Here is a 19051-nt window from a genome sequence, read left to right as displayed (position 1 = left end):
TTAAAGAAACGATCAAACCAAAGCCACGATCAGCGGCCCGAGCAAAGTCAGGAATACATTCGCCAGCGCATAGGTAATGGCGAAAGGTACGGTAGGAATAGAGTTTTCGGCCTTGTCCAGCACTTCACCGAAAGCAGGATTAGCGCTGCGCGAACCGCTCAGTGCGCCGGCGAAGATAGCGGTATTGTCATAGCGCAGTACATACTTGCCTATCAACATGGTGAGAATCAACGGCAGGATGGTCACCACCACACCGACGCCAAAAATAGTGAAGCCATGTTCCTTCACTGTCTGTACCGCCTGCAGACCGGATGACAAACCGACGACCACGACGAAACCAGCCAGGCCCAGGTCTTTCAGGATTTGCACCGCACCACTAGGCATTGCACCAAAGGTCTGGCGCTTGGCGCGATACCAGCCAAACAACAGGCCCGACAACAAGGCGCCGCCACCGCTACCCAGCGTCAATGGAATCGAACCGATTCTTGCTGTCAACAAGCCCACCAGCAAACCGACCACCAGACCGGCCCCCATGTACACGAAGTCAGTCTTCACACTAGGCACGATCACATAACCGACCAGTGCCGCGATGCGTTTCACATCCTGTTCGGAACCGTAGATCGTGATGACGTCGCCGAGTTGCACCACTGTATCCGGCAGCATAGGCAAGACCTGACCCATACGACTGATTTGCAGCACGTAGATGCCGTGGCTGACGCTGTGTGAAGTCTGGCTGCGGATTTCACCGACGGTTTTGTTGTGATAATCCTTGTTGGTCAGTACCAGTTCCTTGCGCTGCATGGTGAGTTCCATGCCTTCGACTGCATACAGTTCGCGCCCCAGTTGTGCCGCCACACCGACCATCGCTTCACGCCGTCCGACCACCAGTACGATGTCGCCGGCTTCCAGTGCCAGTTGCGGTGTGACCTCGATGATCTGCCCCTGACGCTTAATGCGTTCGATAGTGATAGAGACCGCCGGATTCGCCGTTTCTATTTCACGCACAGTTTGCTTGCTGCCCTGCGCGATCTGATAAATTCGTCCGACCAGATCCGGTGCTGCCGCCTGTTGTCCGGGTCCCAGCACCTGCACGCCGGCTTGCATTGCCGCTTCCGCTTTCACCGCATCTTCCTTGATGCTGCGCCCCATCAGCTTGGGCAGGATATTCACGCAGACGATGATGGCGCCGAAGGAACCAAACACATAAGTCACCGCATAACCAACTGCGACGTTACCCTGCAAGCGCGTCACTTCTTCTGCTGCCAGTCCCAGTTTGGCAATCGCATCACCGGCAGTACCGATAATCGCCGACTGCGTCAGTCCGCCTGCTGCCACACCGGCAGCCAGACCTTTATCCAGACCGAAGAGCCTGGCCATGACCACAACCGTAATCAAACCGGTAATCGCCAGCACTGCGGCCAGGATGATTTCACGTATTGATTGCTTGCCGAGGGAATTGAAGAACTGCGGTCCGCTTTCGTAGCCGACTGCATAAATGAACAAGGCAAACAGCACCGCCTTGACGCCGGGATCAACCTGCACCCCGACCTGGCTCACCACCACCGCCACTAGCAGCGAGCCGGCGACGCCGCCTAACTGAAATTTGCCGAACTTGATCTTCCCTATGTAATAGCCCAGCGCCAACGACAGGAACAGGGCAATCTCGGGAGATTTTTTAAATAACTCGTGTAACCATTCCATAGCAATCACCTTTGTGAAAATTTAAATTGCGTTGCTTAAATTGCGTTATGTATCGGATACTCGTCTCGGCCAAATCAGTTCGGCTTGTTTGCACTTATTGTTTACTCACACTGCTCACACTCAGTGATGCACATAGCCGACCAGGCCGACGATCAGCGGCCCCATCAGCGGCAACACCACATTCGAAATAGCATAGGTAATCGTGTAACCCAGCAAAGGCGTTGAATTGCCCGCGGCATTCTGGATCGCGCTCAAGGCCGGAGTACTGCATTGCTGACCCGCAATCGCACCGAGCAAAATAGGTGCTTCCAGTTTCAGGATGAAGTGTCCGACCAGCAGTGAAATCGAAGCAGGCAGCACCGCGATGGCGACGCCTATCAACGGCAGTGCAATGCCATACTGCTTGATCAGCGTCAGTGCCTGCGGCCCGGAAGCGAGGCCGACGCAAGCGATAAAACTGGCCAGGCCGATATCCTTGAGCAGGGACAAGGCATCCGGATGTATGCCCATCAGATTCGGACGTTTGGATTGATACCAGCCAAATACCAGGCCGGTCAGCAAGGCACCGCCACCGGTGCCCAGCGAAAACGGAATACCACCCAGCTTCAGGCTGAAGGTACCGATGAATACACCGAGTACGATACCCAGCCCGGCGTACACAATATTGCTGCGATCAGTACGCTCTATGCGCGTACCTATCAGCGCCACCGCTTCCGCCATCGCAGAAGCATAGGCTTCAGCTGAACTGTAGAGCTGCAGCACGTCACCCTGCAGCAATTGCACATGCGGCAAAGGTGGCAAGGCATGCTCACCACGTTTGATGCCGGATACATGCACACCCAGCGGCAAACTGATTTCGCCCAGCTGGCGTTCCATCAGAGCCTTGTTCTTCAACATCGCTTCGACGGTTTGCACCACCATATTCAGTTGATCGGTGTCGGCAAACTCCGGCCCCAGTATGCTGCTCGCTGTCAGCAATGCGCGTCTATGGCCGATTACCAGCACACGATCATCGCGGCGCAGCTTCAGTCCGGGTGTGACGTCCAGCTTGCCACCGCCGCGTACCACGCGCTCCACACTGGCCTGACCGGAAAACAATGCATGCAGCGACTCTATACTGCGACCGGCACCCACATCGATCAGGTACACGCGTCCGGCCATTTCACGTATCGCATTGACTTCATCCGGTGCGGCTTCCTTGCCGCCCATCTGCGCCCATAATTTGTCCGCTTCCTCACGCAGGTTGACGCGCAATAACAAAGGAAATATCTGACTCGTCACAATCACGATCGTGATCAAACCGAAGATATAAGTGATCGAATAAGCAGTCACCACATTCGCCTGCAACTGCTGTATCTCTGCAGCGGGTAATGCGAGTTTGGAGATTGCATCAGTCGCGGTACCGACCACCGCAGACTCAGTCGCCGCACCGGCCATCAAGCCTGCAGCGGTACCGGCATCGAGGTTCATGACTTTGGTCGCGATCATGACCAGCACCAGTACCACGACCACTTCGATCAGGCACAGCAAACCCAGGCGCAAGCCTTTGAGATTCAGATTGGAGAAAAATTGGGCGCCACCGGCATAACCAAGGGCGAAGATGAACAACATGAAGAAAACATTTTTGACGCTGGCATCCAGGGTGACGCCGAGCTGTCCGATAAAGAGTGCCGTAATCAGGGTACCGCACACCCCACCCAGCTGAATGGGGCCAAACCTGATTTGCCCTATCGCATAACCAATCGCAAGCGAAAGGAATAAGGCAATTTCCGGAACCTGGCGCAAGAGATCAGTGATCGAGGCGAGCATAAGCCATGTCTTTCAAATCCGCGGGCTTCCGACATCCAGCTATACATCCGCTGTACTATGGCGTCCCGTCTTTATCAATAGAAAGCTGCACTTAGAACTGCACTTGGAACAGTGTTTACATCTGTACTGAATACCTCACCTGAAACTCCACATACGCTTGCCGAATTCACTCGCTATATCCGACAAAATACTGCGGAGATAAAAAACAATTCTGGCAAGCCTACCATATTGCATTGACGAACGTAAATTTCATCAGATAGCTGATGTCACACAAATTAAATACAAAAAAAACGGGCTACCTCATTGGCAGCCCGTCTCTCCCTGATGCGCCAGTCTGTTGACGCCAGATTGTTTCGGCTTGTTAGCAGACTTTAAATATAAGCACAATACGCATTTCGTCTGAGTCATTTAACTGACTTGATCAATCATCCTTTGCGCCATCGATACCCAACTCATGGATTTTGCGCGTGATGGTATTGCGCCCTATACCCAGACGTACCGCAGCATCGTTCTTACGACCATGCGTATGCTTGAGCGCAGTTTTTATCAGTGTCGATTCAAACTGACGACCCAGTGCATCCATGACTTCCGGCTGACCGGCTGCCAGCAATGCTGCCGCTTCCGCTTCCAGTAAGGTAATCCAGTTACCGGCTTCCACCGGCGCACTGACCGGATAGCTGCTTGCCGGAGCTACACCGTTGGAGTTGCCTGCATCTTCTGTCGTCGCGTAACTATGCGCGGCTGGCGGACTACCCGCGAAACTGTTGGAGGCGCCACCTGCAAAGGCTTGTCCTTCAGTCAGCTCATGCGGTAAATCCTTGGCTTCCACCGTTTGTCCCGGCGCCATCACCGTGATCCAGTTACACAGGTTTTCCAGCTGGCGCACATTACCCGGCAACTCAAGGCTGCTGAGGAACTGCATTGCGCCATCCGACATGCGTTTCACTTCCACGCCGAGCTGCTTCGCGCTTTGCTGCAGGAAGTGGCGCGTCAGGATAGGAATGTCTTCACGACGTTCACGCAAGCTAGGCAGACGCAGGCGTATGACATTCAGGCGATGATACAAATCTTCGCGGAACAGGCCTTCGCGTACACGATGTTCGAGATTCTGATGGGTCGCGGCAATCACGCGCACATTCGCCTTCAGTGGCTGATGGCCACCGACGCGATAGAAATGACCATCGGACAGTACCCGCAATAAACGCGTTTGCAGGTCGAATGGCATGTCGCCGATTTCATCGAGGAAGAGCGTGCCGTTTTCCGCCTGTTCGAAACGACCGCGACGCGTCGCTTGTGCGCCGGTAAAGGCACCACGTTCATGACCGAACAATTCGGATTCCAGCAAGTCCTTAGGAATCGCGGCAGTGTTCAATGCGATGAAAGGTTGTGATGCGCGCGGGCTGTGTTTATGCAAGGCACGCGCGACAAGTTCCTTACCGGAACCGGATTCACCTGTGATCAGTACCGTCACGTTTGATTGTGACAAACGACCGATCGCGCGGAACACATCCTGCATCGCTGGCGCTTGCCCCAGGATTTCAGGTGTTTCGGCCGAGACTTGTTCGACGCTGGTTTCGCGCAGGCTTTCTTCCAGTGCGCGACGGATCAGGCCGACGGCGTGATCGATGTCGAAAGGTTTGGCCAGGTATTCAAACGCGCCGCCCTGGAACGCCGCCACAGCAGAATCCAGATCGGAGAAAGCCGTGATGATGATGACAGGCAAACCCGGATGCTTGGCTTTGACTGCCTGCAGCAATTCGAGGCCGGATTCACCCGGCATGCGGATATCGGAAACCAGAACTTGCGGTGCACCGGTTTTTAAAGCCTCCAGTGCATCACGCGCATTGGAAAAACTCTTGGTGGCAAGATTTTCTCGCGCCAGTGCTTTTTCAAGGACCCAGCGGATAGACTCGTCGTCATCAACAATCCAGATTGGCTTCATATATTTATAGTGTCCCGCGTCATGTGGCTAGGTTTATAGACTCATCGCCAATTCCGAGCTCAAGCTGCTCATGGCAATGGAATCAAAATTCTGAAATCCGTACATCCCGGCCGACTCTCGCATTCGATCAAACCCATATGTTGCTGCACGAATGTCTGAGCCAGCGTTAAGCCTAATCCACTACCGCCATCCCGGCCAGAGACCAAAGGATAAAAAATACGATCGCGGATGTCAGGCGGGATGCCCGGTCCGTTATCGATGATATGCAAGTCTAATGCCAGCCTGTATCGCACCTTGGCCAGCGTCACTTGTCGCGCAATACGCGTACGCAAAGTGAGCTCGGCATCGCCGGTTTTCATACGGGCGGACAGCACCTGTGCCGCATTGTGTGCAATATTCAATACTGCCTGAATCAGCTGCTCCTTGTCGCCACGGAACTCCGGTACCGACAAATCATAGTCACGCTTGATCTTCAGTCCGGTCGGGAACTCAGACACGATAAGGCTGCGCACCCGCTCACACACTTCATGGATATTCACGTCACCCACGATATGCGGGCTGCGGTGCGGTGCCAGCAAGCGGTCAACAAGCGTTTGCAGGCGATCTGCTTCCTTGATGATGACCTGCGTATATTCGCGGAATTCTTTCAGGTGACGCTCAGGCAACTCCAGTTCCAGCAATTGTGCCGCACCGCGTATGCCACCCAGCGGGTTCTTGATCTCATGTGCCAGGTTGCGGATCAGTTCCTTATTGGCCTGGCTTTGATCGATCAGACGCTCTTCGCGATCCAGCTTCAATTGCTGCACATTCTCGCGCAACTCAATCAGGACCGGCGTATCGGCGCTATCCAGTGCCGATACCACTACATGTACCTGCAAAGGATCACGGCCCAGACGTTCCAGCACCAGGTCCAGCCGCTTGTCGGCAAACTGATGTTCAAGTGCTTCCTGAAATACCTGCGCCAGCTCCTCGCAGTTGATAAACAATTCATTGAGCTTATGATTGGTCAACGCCTTGCTGGAACTCTCCAGCAAAATTTCTGCCGCCGGATTGGCATAGGCAATATCACCATCGGAACGCAGCACGAGTACTGCCGAAGCCAGCAAATCGAGACCATCTAAGGCTATTAGGTTTTTTTTCACAGGAATCCAAAAAAGAAAGGCCGCTATACGCGGCCTGATTCAAGCAAACATCATACCGATGTTACTTCAGATTATTGAGTTCGCGTTTTAATGCTTCGACATTCTTCTCGGAACGCGCCAGATCATCCTTCAGCGTCGCCGTACGCTCCTGGTATTTTGCATAGTTACGCTCGTCACCACGTCGTTCCGGTTCACCGTTATTGTATTCGCGCCGGATGTCGGCGAGTTTTTGCTCTTCGGTTTTCATTTCATCCTGCAGGATCTGGCGACGATCACTGTCGCGTGCCTTCTGCACGGTATTGTCTACCTTGGGGAAATCGCTGGGAGACGAAGACTTGGCGCTGACCGTCTGCGGCGTCGCCGGTCTCTTCGCCGCAGGGATGGTAGTTACGCCGGGCAGGTCTACCTTTTTGCACTTATTGGTAGGGCCGGTATTCTTGTATTCGCGGTTGCCATTGGCGTCTATGCACAGATAGACATCATTTTGCGCGTACGCGGAAATAGCGAGGGAAGATAGCAGCAGGATAGCGAGTTGACGTTTCATGGATTTGTTTCGTTGAAACTGTTAAATCGGATACTTAGTGTAGGGCAACAATCATAGCCTGACAAACACTGATGCTCTATTTTCTGCCTCTGTGCAACAAAAAAAGCGGAGAAAGCTTACGCTCTCCCCGCTTTTCATCTTGCAGTAACAATCAGAGATTGATTACAGCGAGTAGTACATATCGTATTCGACTGGGTGAGCAGTCATGCGGAAGCGTTGAACTTCTTGCATTTTCAATTCAATGTAAGCATCGATCATCGAATCGCTGAATACGCCGCCACGGGTCAGGAACTCGCGGTCTTTGTTCAGGTTTTCCAGCGCTTCTTCCAACGATACGCAAACGGTTGGGATCAGTGCGTCTTCTTCTGGTGGCAAGTGGTACAAGTCTTTCGAGGCTGCTTCGCCTGGGTGGATCTTGTTCTGTACGCCGTCCAGACCTGCCATCAGCAATGCCGAGAAGCACAGGTATGGGTTAGCCAGTGGATCCGGGAAACGTGCTTCAACACGGCGACCTTTAGGGTTCGCAACGTGTGGAATACGGATCGAAGCGGAACGGTTACGTGCCGAGTAAGCCAGTTTAACCGGAGCTTCAAAACCTGGAACCAGACGTTTGTACGAGTTGGTACCTGGGTTGGTGATCGCGTTCAGTGCTTTAGCATGTTTGATGATGCCGCCGATGTAGTACAACGCGAAATCCGACAAGCCTGCATAGCCGTCGCCAGCGAACAGGTTTTTACCGTCTTTCCATACCGATTGGTGCACGTGCATACCCGAACCGTTGTCGCCAACGATAGGTTTAGGCATGAAGGTTGCGGTTTTACCGTAGGTGTGGGCAACGTTCCAGACCACGTATTTCAGGTTTTGTGTCCAGTCAGCGCGCTCAACCAGAGTCGAGAATTTGGTGCCCAGTTCGTTTTGGCCAGGACCAGCAACTTCGTGGTGATGCACTTCGACAGGGATGCCCAGGGATTCGAGGATCAGGGACATTTCCGAACGCATGTCCTGGAAGCTGTCGACTGGTGGCACTGGGAAGTAGCCGCCTTTTACTGCCGGACGGTGACCGGTGTTGCCGCCTTCGAGTTTCTCGCCGGAGCTCCATGCTGCTTCTTCCGAATCAATCTTGACGAAGCAACCGTCCATGCCGATTTTCCAACGGATACCGTCGAAAATGAAGAATTCTGGTTCTGGACCGAAGTAAGCGGTGTCGCCCAGGCCCGAGGATTTCAAATAAGCTTCTGCACGTTTAGCGATCGAACGTGGGTCACGATCGTAGCCTTTGCCATCCGACGGTTCAATCACGTCGCATTGCATGAATAAAGTGGTTTCTTCGAAGAACGGATCGATATTCGCGGTGTTTGGATCCGGCATCAGCAACATGTCGGATGCTTCGATACCTTTCCAGCCAGCGATGGAGGAACCGTCGAACGCATGACCGGATTCAAATTTATCCATGTCGAAATGCGAAACTGGCACCGTGACGTGCTGTTCCTTGCCTCTTGTGTCAGCAAAACGAAAATCAACGAATTTAACTTCGTTGTCTTTCGCCATCTTCAAGACCTCTGCGGCCGTCATTGCCATGCGAATCTCCTAAAATTTGAGCAAAGTAATACAGAATTGGTAAATGGGTTGTGAGGCCTGCGTCAACAAACAGCATGCGTCCATAACTCGCCCGAAATGATAGCAGATTCCATGCCACCGCCTTTCAAAAATTCGCGCAACCGCACTGCAACGGAGCGCCCTAGGCAACAGATGCCACATCACGATTTTTCTGCATCAAAGGAGCCCGAATCTGGCGCACCAAACATGTGCAAACGAGTCAATTTGCACCAAAATAATTCATTTTTTGTGCCGCGCCTCATTTTCGCGCCAAGTTGGTGCGAAATGATGGCTTTCTGGCTTTTTCGGGCCGCACTCAAATTGCCGGCCGGTATCAGCTGGTGTAAAATATGCCCCAGGGTGTTTGCGCTGCATATCGCAGCGGACAGGTAACGCGTCGGTCGGGCCGCCACGCGGGGATACTTACGAACATGACTCCAAAGACGTCTACTGGCTCGACCCTGCCGCGCGCGCAACTCCTTGCCGAACGCGCTTTCTCCACTTTAGAAAAATTCCTGCACATCGAAGCCTTCAGTGGCGTCGTCCTGCTGCTCGCCGCTGCCGCCGCGCTGATCTGGGCCAACTCTTCTTATGCCGATGGCTATCATCACTTCTGGCATACGACAATTGCCGTCTCGGTCGGTAGCTGGAGTATTTCGCAAAGCCTGCACTTCCTGATCAACGATGGCTTGATGACTATCTTCTTCCTGGTGGTCGGCATGGAAATCCGCCGCGAGATACATGAAGGCGCACTCGCCAGCATGCGCCTGGCTGCGCTGCCACTGGCGGCAGCCGTCGGCGGCGTGGTGGCTCCGGCGCTGATTTACTTCGCACTCAATCCGAGTGGCGAGCAGGCACATGGCTGGGCCGTACCGACTGCGACCGATATCGCATTTGCTGTCGGCGTACTGGCCTTGCTGGGGCGCTCTATCCCATCCAACGTCCGTGTCTTCCTGCTGGCGCTGGCCATCATCGACGACATCGTCGCCGTCCTCATCATCGCGATCTTTTATTCCGGCGGTATGGATTACAGCGGCTTCCTCATCGCCGCGCTAGGCATCCTGCTGGTGCTGGGCATGCAGCGCATAGGCATAGTCTCCGCCTACCCTTACGTCGTGCCCGGCGTCGTGCTGTGGCTGGGCTTATTGCAAACCGGTGCGCATCCGACCCTGGCCGGTGTGGTACTCGGCCTGATGACACCAGTATTCGCACCACGAACCCGCGCACATCCGCTGGAAGTCGCGAGCAAGGCAGTCAAGGATTTGTTGCACCACACTGAAGACGACAAACCCGATCCGCACCATCTGGCCCAACCCTTGAAGCAATTGAAACACGCACAGCTCACCTTGTTGCCTCCCGTCAGCCGTGTACAGATGGCGCTGCATCCTTATGTTGCGTTTGGCATCATGCCGTTGTTTGCACTCGCCAACGCGGGCGTTTCGCTGAATGGCGTAGATCTCTCTGCCAACGGCTCCATGATCGTGATGCTGGGTGTCCTGATCGCACTGGTGCTTGGCAAACCACTCGGCATCATCGCTGCCAGTGTGTTGATGGTACGCATGGGCTGGTGTGCATTGCCACCGGGAGTCACCTGGAGCGGTGTCTGTCTGGTCGGCTTGCTGGCAGGTATAGGTTTCACCATGTCTATCTTTATCGCGACGCTGGCCTTCACTGATCCCAATCTGCTGGGTGCAGCAAAATTAGGTATCCTGCTTGCTTCGCTGACTGCTGCGATACTCGGACTGGCCTGGGGCTTTATCCAGGCCAGACGCAAGCAGCCCGATGTGACTTGAGCGCCGGAGAACTTTATACTGCCAGTGCAGGCTGCGTAGTGTCAGCGCCTGCAGCCATTTTCAAAAACGGAAAGACAAGATCGATATGACGAAGTCCGCAGACATACTCGCCGCAGCACAACAGCGCGGCCAAGACAACGCTCTGCCTTATGCCGGCGCCCTGACGCCGCAGGAAGCGTTTGCCTTATTACAAAGTGATCCGAATGTGAAGCTGGTTGATGTGCGTACCAATGCAGAACGCGACTGGATAGGCCGCGTCGGCATCGCACCTGAACAACATCTGGCAGTGCAATGGACGCTGTATCCGGGTGGCGCCCCCAATCCTGAATTTCTGTCGCAACTGGCACAGGCCGCAGATAAAAACACCACCCTGCTGTTCCTGTGCCGGGGCGCCGTGCGTTCACGTCACGCGGCCAGGCTGGCAACTGAAAACGGCTATGCACACTCCTTCGACATCCTCGAAGGTTTTGAAGGGGAAAAAGACGCCGACGGCCATCGCAAGAATGTGAATGGCTGGTGCAAGGCAGGCTTGCCCTGGGTCGGCGCTTAACAGGCGGCGACTTAAGCGGATGCGGGTTTAGTTTCGACTGTTGCTTCGCTGCTCGCTTCAGCGTACACATCCGTCTTCGCTTCCGACAACCACAAGATACGCTTGCGCACCAGATTGATATTGCTGCGCAAGCGATACAACTCATCCGCAAATGAAAGCGGAATCGAAATCTGGTTCACCTTCTCTTCGATTTCGGCCAGTCGCCTGAGCTGCGCCGGATAAACCGTATTCCGTTTCGCCAGCGGCACATCCTCTATCGTTTGCTCGACCGTGCGCAATTGCCCGTACCAGCGATATACGCGTGAGCGCACCTTCCACACATACAGCGGCGGCACAATACGCGACAAAGGCAGGATCAAGGCACCCAGCGCGACGATCACCACCCACATGCGCTCAAAGAAGTTTGCCAGCCAGAACGACATATACCGCTGCAGGAACGGCGGCCCATCCTTGTAAAACTTCTCTGCTTCAGGAATAACCGGAATTTCCGTGTAGCTCGCATTCGGGAATTCACCCTGTTTGCGGAACCAGCCAGCACCGCCATGTATATTGCCCGCCGCCTGCACGAACAAATCTATCAACGCAGGATGCAAATCCTCACGTGCCACCAGGGTCGCGGTCGGTGCGATCAGATGATAATTTTTCGGTGGCAAATCACGCCCCAGATCGACGATGCCGCGTGGCAGGACGACGTGCGTTAACGACGGAAACCGACGCGAGTAGGCTTCTGCCTGGGTGAAGTCAAACAGCTTGATACCTGGAGTCTGCAACAGCATCTGTATCAGCAAGGCATCCGGCGCCGAACTGAAGACCAGCGCATCGATGCGCCCTTCCAGCAGCTCTACCGTGGCCGGCGTATTTTCCAGTTGCTTGATTTTGACATCGCGGGGTTCCAGTCCGTTGACGGACAAAATATTCTTGAACAACTTAGGCACACCAGTGCCTTCCGGCCCGACATTGACGCGCATGCCCTTCAACTGCGTCAGCTGCGTCAGCTTCTTGCTCTCGCGATAGAAGAGCCAGACCGGTTCAGTGAACAAACTGCCGAGTGAAACCAGGCCTGCATCTTTCGCCGCTTGCTGATCGATGGAACCACTTTGTACGAAGGCGATGTCCACACCCGAATCCGGATCCAGCAAACGCTGCAGGTTTTCCTGCGAACCCAGCGAAGGTACCAGCGTTACCTTGATGCCGAACTTGGCGAGCGCCGCTGCATACTTTTTACCAAACTCTTCGTACGCACTGTTTTCCTGTCCGGTCGCCAGCGTCACCTGCCGCGGTGGCGACGGATCGACCAGCCGATAGGCAACGTAACAAAGCGCGATCACCAGCACCGTCATCGGTCCGGCCGTGACGATTAAATCGCGCAGGGAAAACTGGGTGAATTTGAATATCTTGGGCATAGCGTCCTTGTCGCAGGCAATTGCCTACACGATGCCAAGAATGCAGGCATCAGGCAAGCACTGTCGCTAGTCTTGCGTGGCGGCAAATCAGGGGGGAAGTTTATCCCGCTGCCGCGGTACATAATGCAGCGGCGGGATCAGGTAATGCGCGATCAGCCTAGTTTGACTGCGTGCTCACGGGTTTCGTGGAAGGTCACACCAGGCCAGCGTTCCTGTGTCAGGCGCAGGTTGACACCCGAGCTGGCGAGGTAAGCGAGGTTGCCCGCTGCATCATGCGCGAGGTTGTGACCGGCGGATGATTTCTCAAAATCGGCCAACATTTTTTTGTCGTCGCAAGTGATCCAGCGTGCGCTGCTGATGCTAGTGCCTTCGAATACGGCATCGACACCATATTCGTTGAGCAAACGGCTGGCGACCACTTCAAACTGCAGCACACCAACACCACCCAGTACGAGGTCACTACTATTGACCGGTTTGAACACCTGGATCGCGCCCTCTTCACCCAACTGTTGCAAACCCTTGTGCAATTGCTTGATCTTCAGCGGATTGCGGATGCGTACGGCGCGGAAAAAATCCGGAGCAAAGTAAGGGATGCCGGTGAACTGCAACACTTCACCTTCGGAGAAGCTATCACCGATCTGCATATTGCCGTGATTCGGCAAGCCGATAATGTCACCGGCGTAAGCCTCTTCCACTTGTTCACGGCTGGATGCCATGAAGGTCACCACACTGGAAACTTTGATCTCGCGATTCAGGCGCAAATGCTTGATCTTCATGCCGCGCTCGAAGCGTCCCGAACATACGCGCAGGAAGGCAATACGATCGCGGTGTGCCGGATCCATATTCGCCTGGATCTTGAACACGAAGCCGGAGAACGGCAACTCGGTCGGTTTCACCGAACGCACGGTCGCATCGCGCTCACGCGGTGGCTGCGCCCAGTCGAGCAAGGCATTCAGGATTTCACGCACACCGAAGTTATTGATGGCGGAACCGAAGAAGACCGGCGTGCGCGTACCGTTGAGGAAGGCGTCCAGTTCAAACGGATGCGAAGCACCGTGCACCAGTTCGACTTCCATTTTCAGTTGTTCGATTTCCAGCGGGAACATTTCCGCCAGGCGTGGATTGTCTATACCTTTGATGACTTCAAAGGTCTGGTCGGCTTTTTCGTTACCAGCTGCAAACAGCATGATTTCATCGCGCAGCAAGTGATACACGCCGCGGAAATTCTTACCCATGCCGATTGGCCAGGTTACCGGCGCGCATTCTATCTTCAGCACCGATTCCAGCTCATCCAGCAATTCCAGCGGATCGCGTGTTTCACGATCCAGCTTGTTCATGAAGGTAATGATAGGCGTATTGCGCATGCGGCAAACGTTCAGCAATTTGATCGTTTGTTCTTCCACACCCTTGGCGGCATCGATCACCATCAGCGCCGAATCGACCGCTGTCAGCACGCGATAGGTATCTTCCGAGAAGTCCTGGTGACCCGGGGTATCGAGCAGATTGACGACGTGATCACGGTACTCGAACTGCATGACCGAGCTGGCGACCGAAATGCCGCGCTGCTTCTCGATATCCATCCAGTCGGAAGTCGCATGACGACCGCTCTTGCGTCCCTTGACGGTACCGGCGAGCTGAATCGCACCCGAGAACAGCAGCAGCTTTTCAGTCAGGGTGGTTTTACCTGCATCCGGGTGAGAGATGATGCCAAAGGTGCGACGACGCGCAACTTCGCTGTTGATCAGGTCGGAGGTAACGGTACGCGGTTCAAACGCTTCGGTTTCAGCGGAATCGGGTGTTGGTGTTTCGGGCGCGGCGGACATGGAATAGCCCTTGGAAAAAGGGCTAAAGTCTACCGTTTCTTGGCCTGTAAGTCTATGACGGACGGGGAATAGACCGGCGGCAGCAAAACCCGCTCACCGGGGAAACGCTTAACGTTTTACCAAGCCTGCTGCTTCCAGGCGCGCCCATACAGCAGCTTTTTCGGCATCGTCGTAGATGATCCAGTTGATCACTTCATCGAAGGTGCGACCACAGCCCTTGCAAATCTCATCGCCATGCGAGGTCGAGCAATAACCGGCACAAGGTGAATCGGGACGCAGGGTATTGCGGGGCTGATCAGCGGGCGGGCTGGCAGGAGCTGCATCGTTGACGATTTTTTCGGGATTATCGGACTGACTCATACGGCAAATTACTCATACGGCAAATATTCGATCTTATTCGATATTTCCGTTCTGCGGCTCCGCGTGGCGGAAACCTGGTTAAGGCTGGCTGTCTGGGCTGGCTGGGGCGGATAAGGCTCAGTTCAATTGCAACACATAATCGGTCAGCAAGACCTCTTGCACACTGCGCGTCTGCAAGGCTTTGTTGGCGGCATCGCGCAGCAAACCCTGCACGTAGGCAACGCCTTCAGGCGTTTTCACACGCTCAATATCGGCACTCGCCAACGCAGTCTGCAAAGCCACTGTCAGCGCGGCTTTATTACCGTGCACCCAGGCAGCTTCCTCAGGCGCGGTTTGCAGCACGATGGTGGTCTTGATGGCGAAGTCCGACGAACGCACAACAATAGGATCAAAGCTGGCGTAAGCAATCGGCGGCACATGTTTCTTGTCCGACTCGAGGTAATACCAGGCAAAGGCAATACCGGCCGCAATCGCCATCATGATAGCCAGCATACCGACAAGTATCGCAAGTAAGGAATTGCCGGATTGCCTGGCTCGTAACATGTTGGTACTCGTATAAGGGGAGAAGGGGTACTAGTTTAACTGATGTACCCTGTGCCGCAGAATTTTGTTGCTTATTTACAAGTTTTACAACTTCCCTGCTTGCCTGCCGCAGCGTGTATACGGCTGATTACACAGGGCGATTCGGTGCAATCGTGGTGCCGCCGCGTTCCAGCCGGTCCTCCAGCTCACCGATATACGCCGCCAGTGTATTGCCGCTTTGCTCCACTGCAGAAACGACACCGGTATCGAGTTTATCCAGGCGCTGCAACAAGGCGGACTGAGCCTCTGCATCCTGTTTTGCAACGGACTGGATTTCCTCTTCGATGAAACGATGCAACTCGCTGAAACGCGAAGCCTCGAGTTCACGGCTGTTTTGCAATTCCTTGGCATGACGACGCGCTTCCAGCATGACCGAAGACTGTAAGTAGAGTATGCAAACCAGGAAGTAAAACGTCAGCGCCCCGGTCAGGCCCAGCATGACCACGCCCAAAGGTGCTTGTATGGTTGCGACACCCAGCCACAACGCGGCCGGAGTATTAAAAGCTTCCCAATTCAAGGCCGCCAGTGCACCAATAGCTCCGAGGATGATAACGAAAAACAGAGTACGAATCTGCATAGTGGGCACGCTCCTTTGTTGGCACATCGCTAAATTAATAAGCAAACAACCGGGCTATAACTATGGGCTAACACACATACTGCATACGATTTACAACCAACCCTTTTTATTGCCTCATATCCTGCGACACCCAGCCACTCACTCGGTATTGATTTAAATTAAATAAACTGTTGCGCGTTGATGCGCAATTGCAAGAAAAACTCTTTCGCCGCGCATTGTTAATGTAACATTCACACAGGAATTAGTTACTTAATAAAAACAATTTTTACGGAGCGCCGTATATGAAACTCGCATCTTTTTTGGCCATAACATTACTGGCGGCCGGAATCAACTCTGCAGCGGCGCAAGATCTGGTCCTGGCGATCAATGAAGGTGTGACATATCAGGACGGCGGGCCAGCCAGCGAACGTTACAAACCTCTTTTGCAGCTACTCTCCAAAGAACTGAAACAGAACATAAAGTTGCAAACCGTTGACAAATACGCGGTATTTGAAAAAGGCCTGGCTGAAGGAAAATACGACCTCGCCTTCATCCATCCTGCCCACATCGGCTTGCTGGCTGTCAAAAAGAACGGCTACGAAGGCCTGGTAACTGCCAAAGGTTATACCGACTACCGCGCACGCGTACTGGTGCCACAGGCTTCTCCTTTGAAAACGCTGCAAGACCTGCGCGGTAAAAAGATAGGCGTACCGTCGGTAGAGTCGATCACCACCGTGATGTTCACCGCCAACCTGAACGAATTGCGCTTCACCAATCCGGAAAAAACCTACACCCCGACCCGCTATCAGGACGCCGTGCCATTCATGATCGATAACGGTTTTGTCGATGCCGGCGTCACTGGTTCGGCAGGTGTAGCCAAAGCCTGGACCGCCAAAGGCGGTCGTATTCTGGCGGAGACTAAACCCATCGCTATAAAGCAATTCCTGGCATCGAAGAAACTGAGCGAATCTGACCGTGAAAAAGTCAAAACCCTGTTGCTGACCTTGCCGGACAGCGAAGCAGGTCGCACCGCATTGTCCCGCATCGGCATGACCGGCTTTGTGCCGTGGAATACTGCCGTCATGGACGAAGCAACCGCCCGCCTCGGCCTGTAACTTTCATCCAGATACAAACCGGGCTGCATGCTCATGCAGCCCGCCAGCCTTTTCAAATCGCGCGTAAAGCGACACGCTTCTGCAATAAATCCAGCCAGCGCTCACCACAATTTTCGTTACTGATGCACAGTGCGTAATCGGTGACCGTGCGCGCTGCACGTTCCAGCAATTGAATATCGGCTTCATGCTGGCGCGCCACATGCGGATCTTCCAGGAACAGCACGCGACGGCATTGCGCTCTATCGAGGATAAGTTCGGCTATCTGAGCATCACCGCCCATCGGCCCGCTCAGGTACGGCTTGACCCAGTTGCGCCCAGCTTCTTCTCCTTTGATTTTTTGCGCCAGCTTGTTGAGCAGGCTGCCGGTAGTACCGGTCGCACAGCGAAAACCAAACTGATCCAGCAAATCAAAATGACGCTCGGCGATTTCGAGCATGCGGCCTTTCATCGCATCATGCGCAATCATCGCAATGCCTTCATTCTTCAGGTCGAAAGTGGCGTCCAGCTCGGGATTCGGCGCCGCACCTGTTGCGATGGATTCAAGCTCCAGCCATTCCTGCGCGCCGGCCAGCGTCGATAGAAACGGTTTGCCATGGATCACGCATTGGCGTTTCAGCGCCACCGCTTCCGGAAAAATCGACGAAGGATCAACCGGATCCATCAGGTACATCACGGCATCCAGCCGACGCGTCGGATCGGTATCGACCACGCGTGACACCAGCTTCATCAGGCCGCCGTGACGGCCATACGGAAAGCGTTCGATATACGGGTAATTCCTCAGCAGGCCGAGATGATCCATTGCATCCAGCGTACGTCCGACCACGATCAGTTGCGGTTGCAAATGTTGTTCGATTGCGACGCGACTGCCATTGAGCAAACGGGCCAGTACGGAATTCGGGGCGTCCTGATGCGTGCGGCTGGTAGCCAGGCCGATGCGGAATTGGTGCGGGGTGGCAGACATAGGGGTAAAAATGAAGACAGGCAATATTGCACTGCACAAACTTTATCATGGCGACAAGTTTTATTCATCTTTCGTACAACAAGACAGAAAATATTTAACAGACTTGATGTGCGCTTTTGATTTTTGCCGAGTCCGATGTTATACTGTGTTTTTATACAGTATTCACCATTTTCGTCGGGTCGCTCCCCCTCCAGGTTTTATTGTGCGACCCGACATTTCTTTTTTAAGCCTGTGGTTTACACCTGTGCATCAAGCGCAGCCAGGTACACAAATACCGCACTTCCAGCACAGGCATTTTCCAACAGCGTTTAGTTTTTCTCCGGCATCGCAGATGAGTGATGGCTGGAGATCAGCCATTGCTTGCCATTCCATTTGTACGTGTAGGTATAACGCGCCTGCACTTCCGAACCATCATCAAACTTGAATGTGTACAGGCCGGAGTCGCTTGCACTATTGCAGTTGATTTCTATCGCACGGCTGTTGATAGTCCCGACCGGCTTGTGTTCCATGAAGTGCTTGAAATAATCGACTTTCTCTTCGCTCGTCAGGCGCGGCTTATTCGATAAGGTCGGCAGCAGTATGGATTTGCTGGCGTAGTTGGCGACCACTTTTTGCGGATCACCGGTTTGCAGCGTAGCGTTCCAGCGATCGAATAATGAAGCGACCTGTTTCTCGGTGGTCGGGTGACACACTTCAGACTTGGCATAAGCATGACCGGCAAAAGCGAAAGCAAGCATAGACACAACAACAGTACGTGGAAAATACATAAGACCTCTCATTAAAAAGAAAAAAACACTGCATGCTCAAACGAAATCTTCACCTCGCGGAATAAGCTCAAGCGCCCCGCTCACCTACCCATAGATGAAACAAATATTCTAGGGATGTGAGCGAGCGTGTTATAGGAGTCTTTTCCGCTTTTAGCCTGCTTGGTCACCATATGCGCCCACAAGTTTCACAAATCGGATTTGTTCTGTCGCCACAAATCCGGCCAACTGCCCGCAGAGGCTTGCCTATAAACGTTTTTTGGCTCAAAGTAACGACCTGTCTGAAAACTTGGCTCGGGGTCCTGCGCATATGCGTGGGTGAGAGATACCCGTTGAACCTGATTGAGGTAATCCTCGCGCAGGAAAGCACATAATCCATCGCCGCTCCCCGCGGCATCGAATCCGCTGAC

General features: G+C 53.9%; 16 protein-coding genes and 1 riboswitch. Of the genes, 3 read left to right on the top strand and 13 right to left on the bottom strand.

Annotated elements, in window-relative coordinates:
* Positions 1–12: 12 nt before the first annotated feature.
* The 6 genes from aspT (DBR37_RS06035) to glnA all read right to left on the bottom strand — a co-directional run bounded on the left by aspT (DBR37_RS06035) (position 13) and on the right by glnA (position 8716).
* Entirely contained in the window at positions 13–1701 is a 1689-nt protein-coding gene (gene aspT / locus DBR37_RS06035; RefSeq protein WP_124573572.1) for an aspartate-alanine antiporter, read from the bottom strand.
* A gap of 120 nt (positions 1702–1821) precedes the next feature.
* Entirely contained in the window at positions 1822–3510 is a 1689-nt protein-coding gene (gene aspT, locus DBR37_RS06030; RefSeq protein WP_124573571.1) for an aspartate-alanine antiporter, read from the bottom strand.
* 421 nt (positions 3511–3931) lie between these two features.
* Entirely contained in the window at positions 3932–5452 is a 1521-nt protein-coding gene (gene ntrC / locus DBR37_RS06025) for a nitrogen regulation protein NR(I) (protein ID WP_124573570.1), read from the bottom strand.
* 68 nt (positions 5453–5520) lie between these two features.
* The gene (glnL, locus tag DBR37_RS06020; protein ID WP_124573569.1) at positions 5521–6594 is read right to left on the bottom strand and encodes a nitrogen regulation protein NR(II); all 1074 of its coding nucleotides are present in this window, start codon (positions 6592–6594) and stop codon (positions 5521–5523) included.
* A gap of 61 nt (positions 6595–6655) precedes the next feature.
* Positions 6656–7138: a DUF4124 domain-containing protein gene (locus DBR37_RS06015; protein WP_124573568.1), complete on the bottom strand. Its 483-nt coding sequence runs from the start codon at positions 7136–7138 to the stop codon at positions 6656–6658.
* Between the two features lie 162 nt (positions 7139–7300).
* Entirely contained in the window at positions 7301–8716 is a 1416-nt protein-coding gene (gene glnA, locus DBR37_RS06010; protein ID WP_124573567.1) for a type I glutamate--ammonia ligase, read from the bottom strand.
* Positions 8717–9165: 449 nt separating this feature from the next.
* Between glnA and nhaA the strand changes: the two genes are divergently transcribed.
* Positions 9166–10527, top strand: coding sequence for a Na+/H+ antiporter NhaA (nhaA, locus tag DBR37_RS06005; RefSeq protein ID WP_124573566.1), 1362 nt, complete (start codon positions 9166–9168; stop codon positions 10525–10527).
* 85 nt (positions 10528–10612) lie between these two features.
* The gene (locus DBR37_RS06000; RefSeq protein WP_124573565.1) at positions 10613–11077 is read left to right on the top strand and encodes a rhodanese-like domain-containing protein; all 465 of its coding nucleotides are present in this window, start codon (positions 10613–10615) and stop codon (positions 11075–11077) included.
* Positions 11078–11088: 11 nt separating this feature from the next.
* On the opposite strand, the gene DBR37_RS05995 is transcribed toward DBR37_RS06000, so the two are convergent.
* The 5 genes from DBR37_RS05995 to DBR37_RS05975 form a co-directional block, all read right to left on the bottom strand.
* Positions 11089–12480 carry a TAXI family TRAP transporter solute-binding subunit gene (locus tag DBR37_RS05995; protein WP_124573564.1) on the bottom strand — a complete coding sequence of 464 codons (1392 nt, stop codon included), beginning with the start codon at positions 12478–12480 and terminating at the stop codon, positions 11089–11091.
* 152 nt (positions 12481–12632) lie between these two features.
* Positions 12633–14303 (bottom strand): peptide chain release factor 3, encoded by a 1671-nt coding sequence (locus DBR37_RS05990; RefSeq protein ID WP_124573563.1) that lies wholly within the window; start codon positions 14301–14303, stop codon positions 12633–12635.
* 108 nt (positions 14304–14411) lie between these two features.
* The gene (locus tag DBR37_RS05985; protein ID WP_233588294.1) at positions 14412–14663 is read right to left on the bottom strand and encodes a DUF1289 domain-containing protein; all 252 of its coding nucleotides are present in this window, start codon (positions 14661–14663) and stop codon (positions 14412–14414) included.
* 117 nt (positions 14664–14780) lie between these two features.
* The gene (fliL, locus tag DBR37_RS05980; RefSeq protein ID WP_124573562.1) at positions 14781–15206 is read right to left on the bottom strand and encodes a flagellar basal body-associated protein FliL; all 426 of its coding nucleotides are present in this window, start codon (positions 15204–15206) and stop codon (positions 14781–14783) included.
* A 127-nt stretch (positions 15207–15333) separates the two neighbouring features.
* On the bottom strand, positions 15334–15822 hold the full coding sequence (locus tag DBR37_RS05975; RefSeq protein ID WP_124573561.1) for a LapA family protein: 489 nt from the start codon (positions 15820–15822) through the stop codon (positions 15334–15336).
* Positions 15823–16103: 281 nt separating this feature from the next.
* Here DBR37_RS05975 and DBR37_RS05970 point away from each other — a divergent pair, with 281 nt between their 5' ends.
* The gene (locus DBR37_RS05970; protein ID WP_124573560.1) at positions 16104–16916 is read left to right on the top strand and encodes a phosphate/phosphite/phosphonate ABC transporter substrate-binding protein; all 813 of its coding nucleotides are present in this window, start codon (positions 16104–16106) and stop codon (positions 16914–16916) included.
* Between the two features lie 52 nt (positions 16917–16968).
* Here DBR37_RS05970 and DBR37_RS05965 read toward each other — a convergent pair whose 3' ends face one another.
* Together DBR37_RS05965 and DBR37_RS05960 are read right to left on the bottom strand one after the other, a co-directional pair.
* The gene (locus tag DBR37_RS05965) at positions 16969–17877 is read right to left on the bottom strand and encodes a methylglyoxal synthase (RefSeq protein ID WP_124573559.1); all 909 of its coding nucleotides are present in this window, start codon (positions 17875–17877) and stop codon (positions 16969–16971) included.
* A gap of 308 nt (positions 17878–18185) precedes the next feature.
* A complete protein-coding gene (locus DBR37_RS05960) occupies positions 18186–18614 on the bottom strand; it encodes a nuclear transport factor 2 family protein (protein ID WP_233588293.1) in 429 nt (142 codons plus the stop codon).
* Between the two features lie 312 nt (positions 18615–18926).
* A riboswitch (TPP riboswitch) is annotated at positions 18927–19023 on the top strand.
* Positions 19024–19051 lie beyond the last annotated feature (28 nt).

The sequence above is a fragment of the Herminiimonas sp. KBW02 genome (assembly GCF_003852535.1).
Taxonomy (GTDB): Bacteria; Pseudomonadota; Gammaproteobacteria; order Burkholderiales; family Burkholderiaceae_D; genus Oxalicibacterium.
This window is presented reverse-complemented; position numbering and strand designations above follow the sequence as displayed.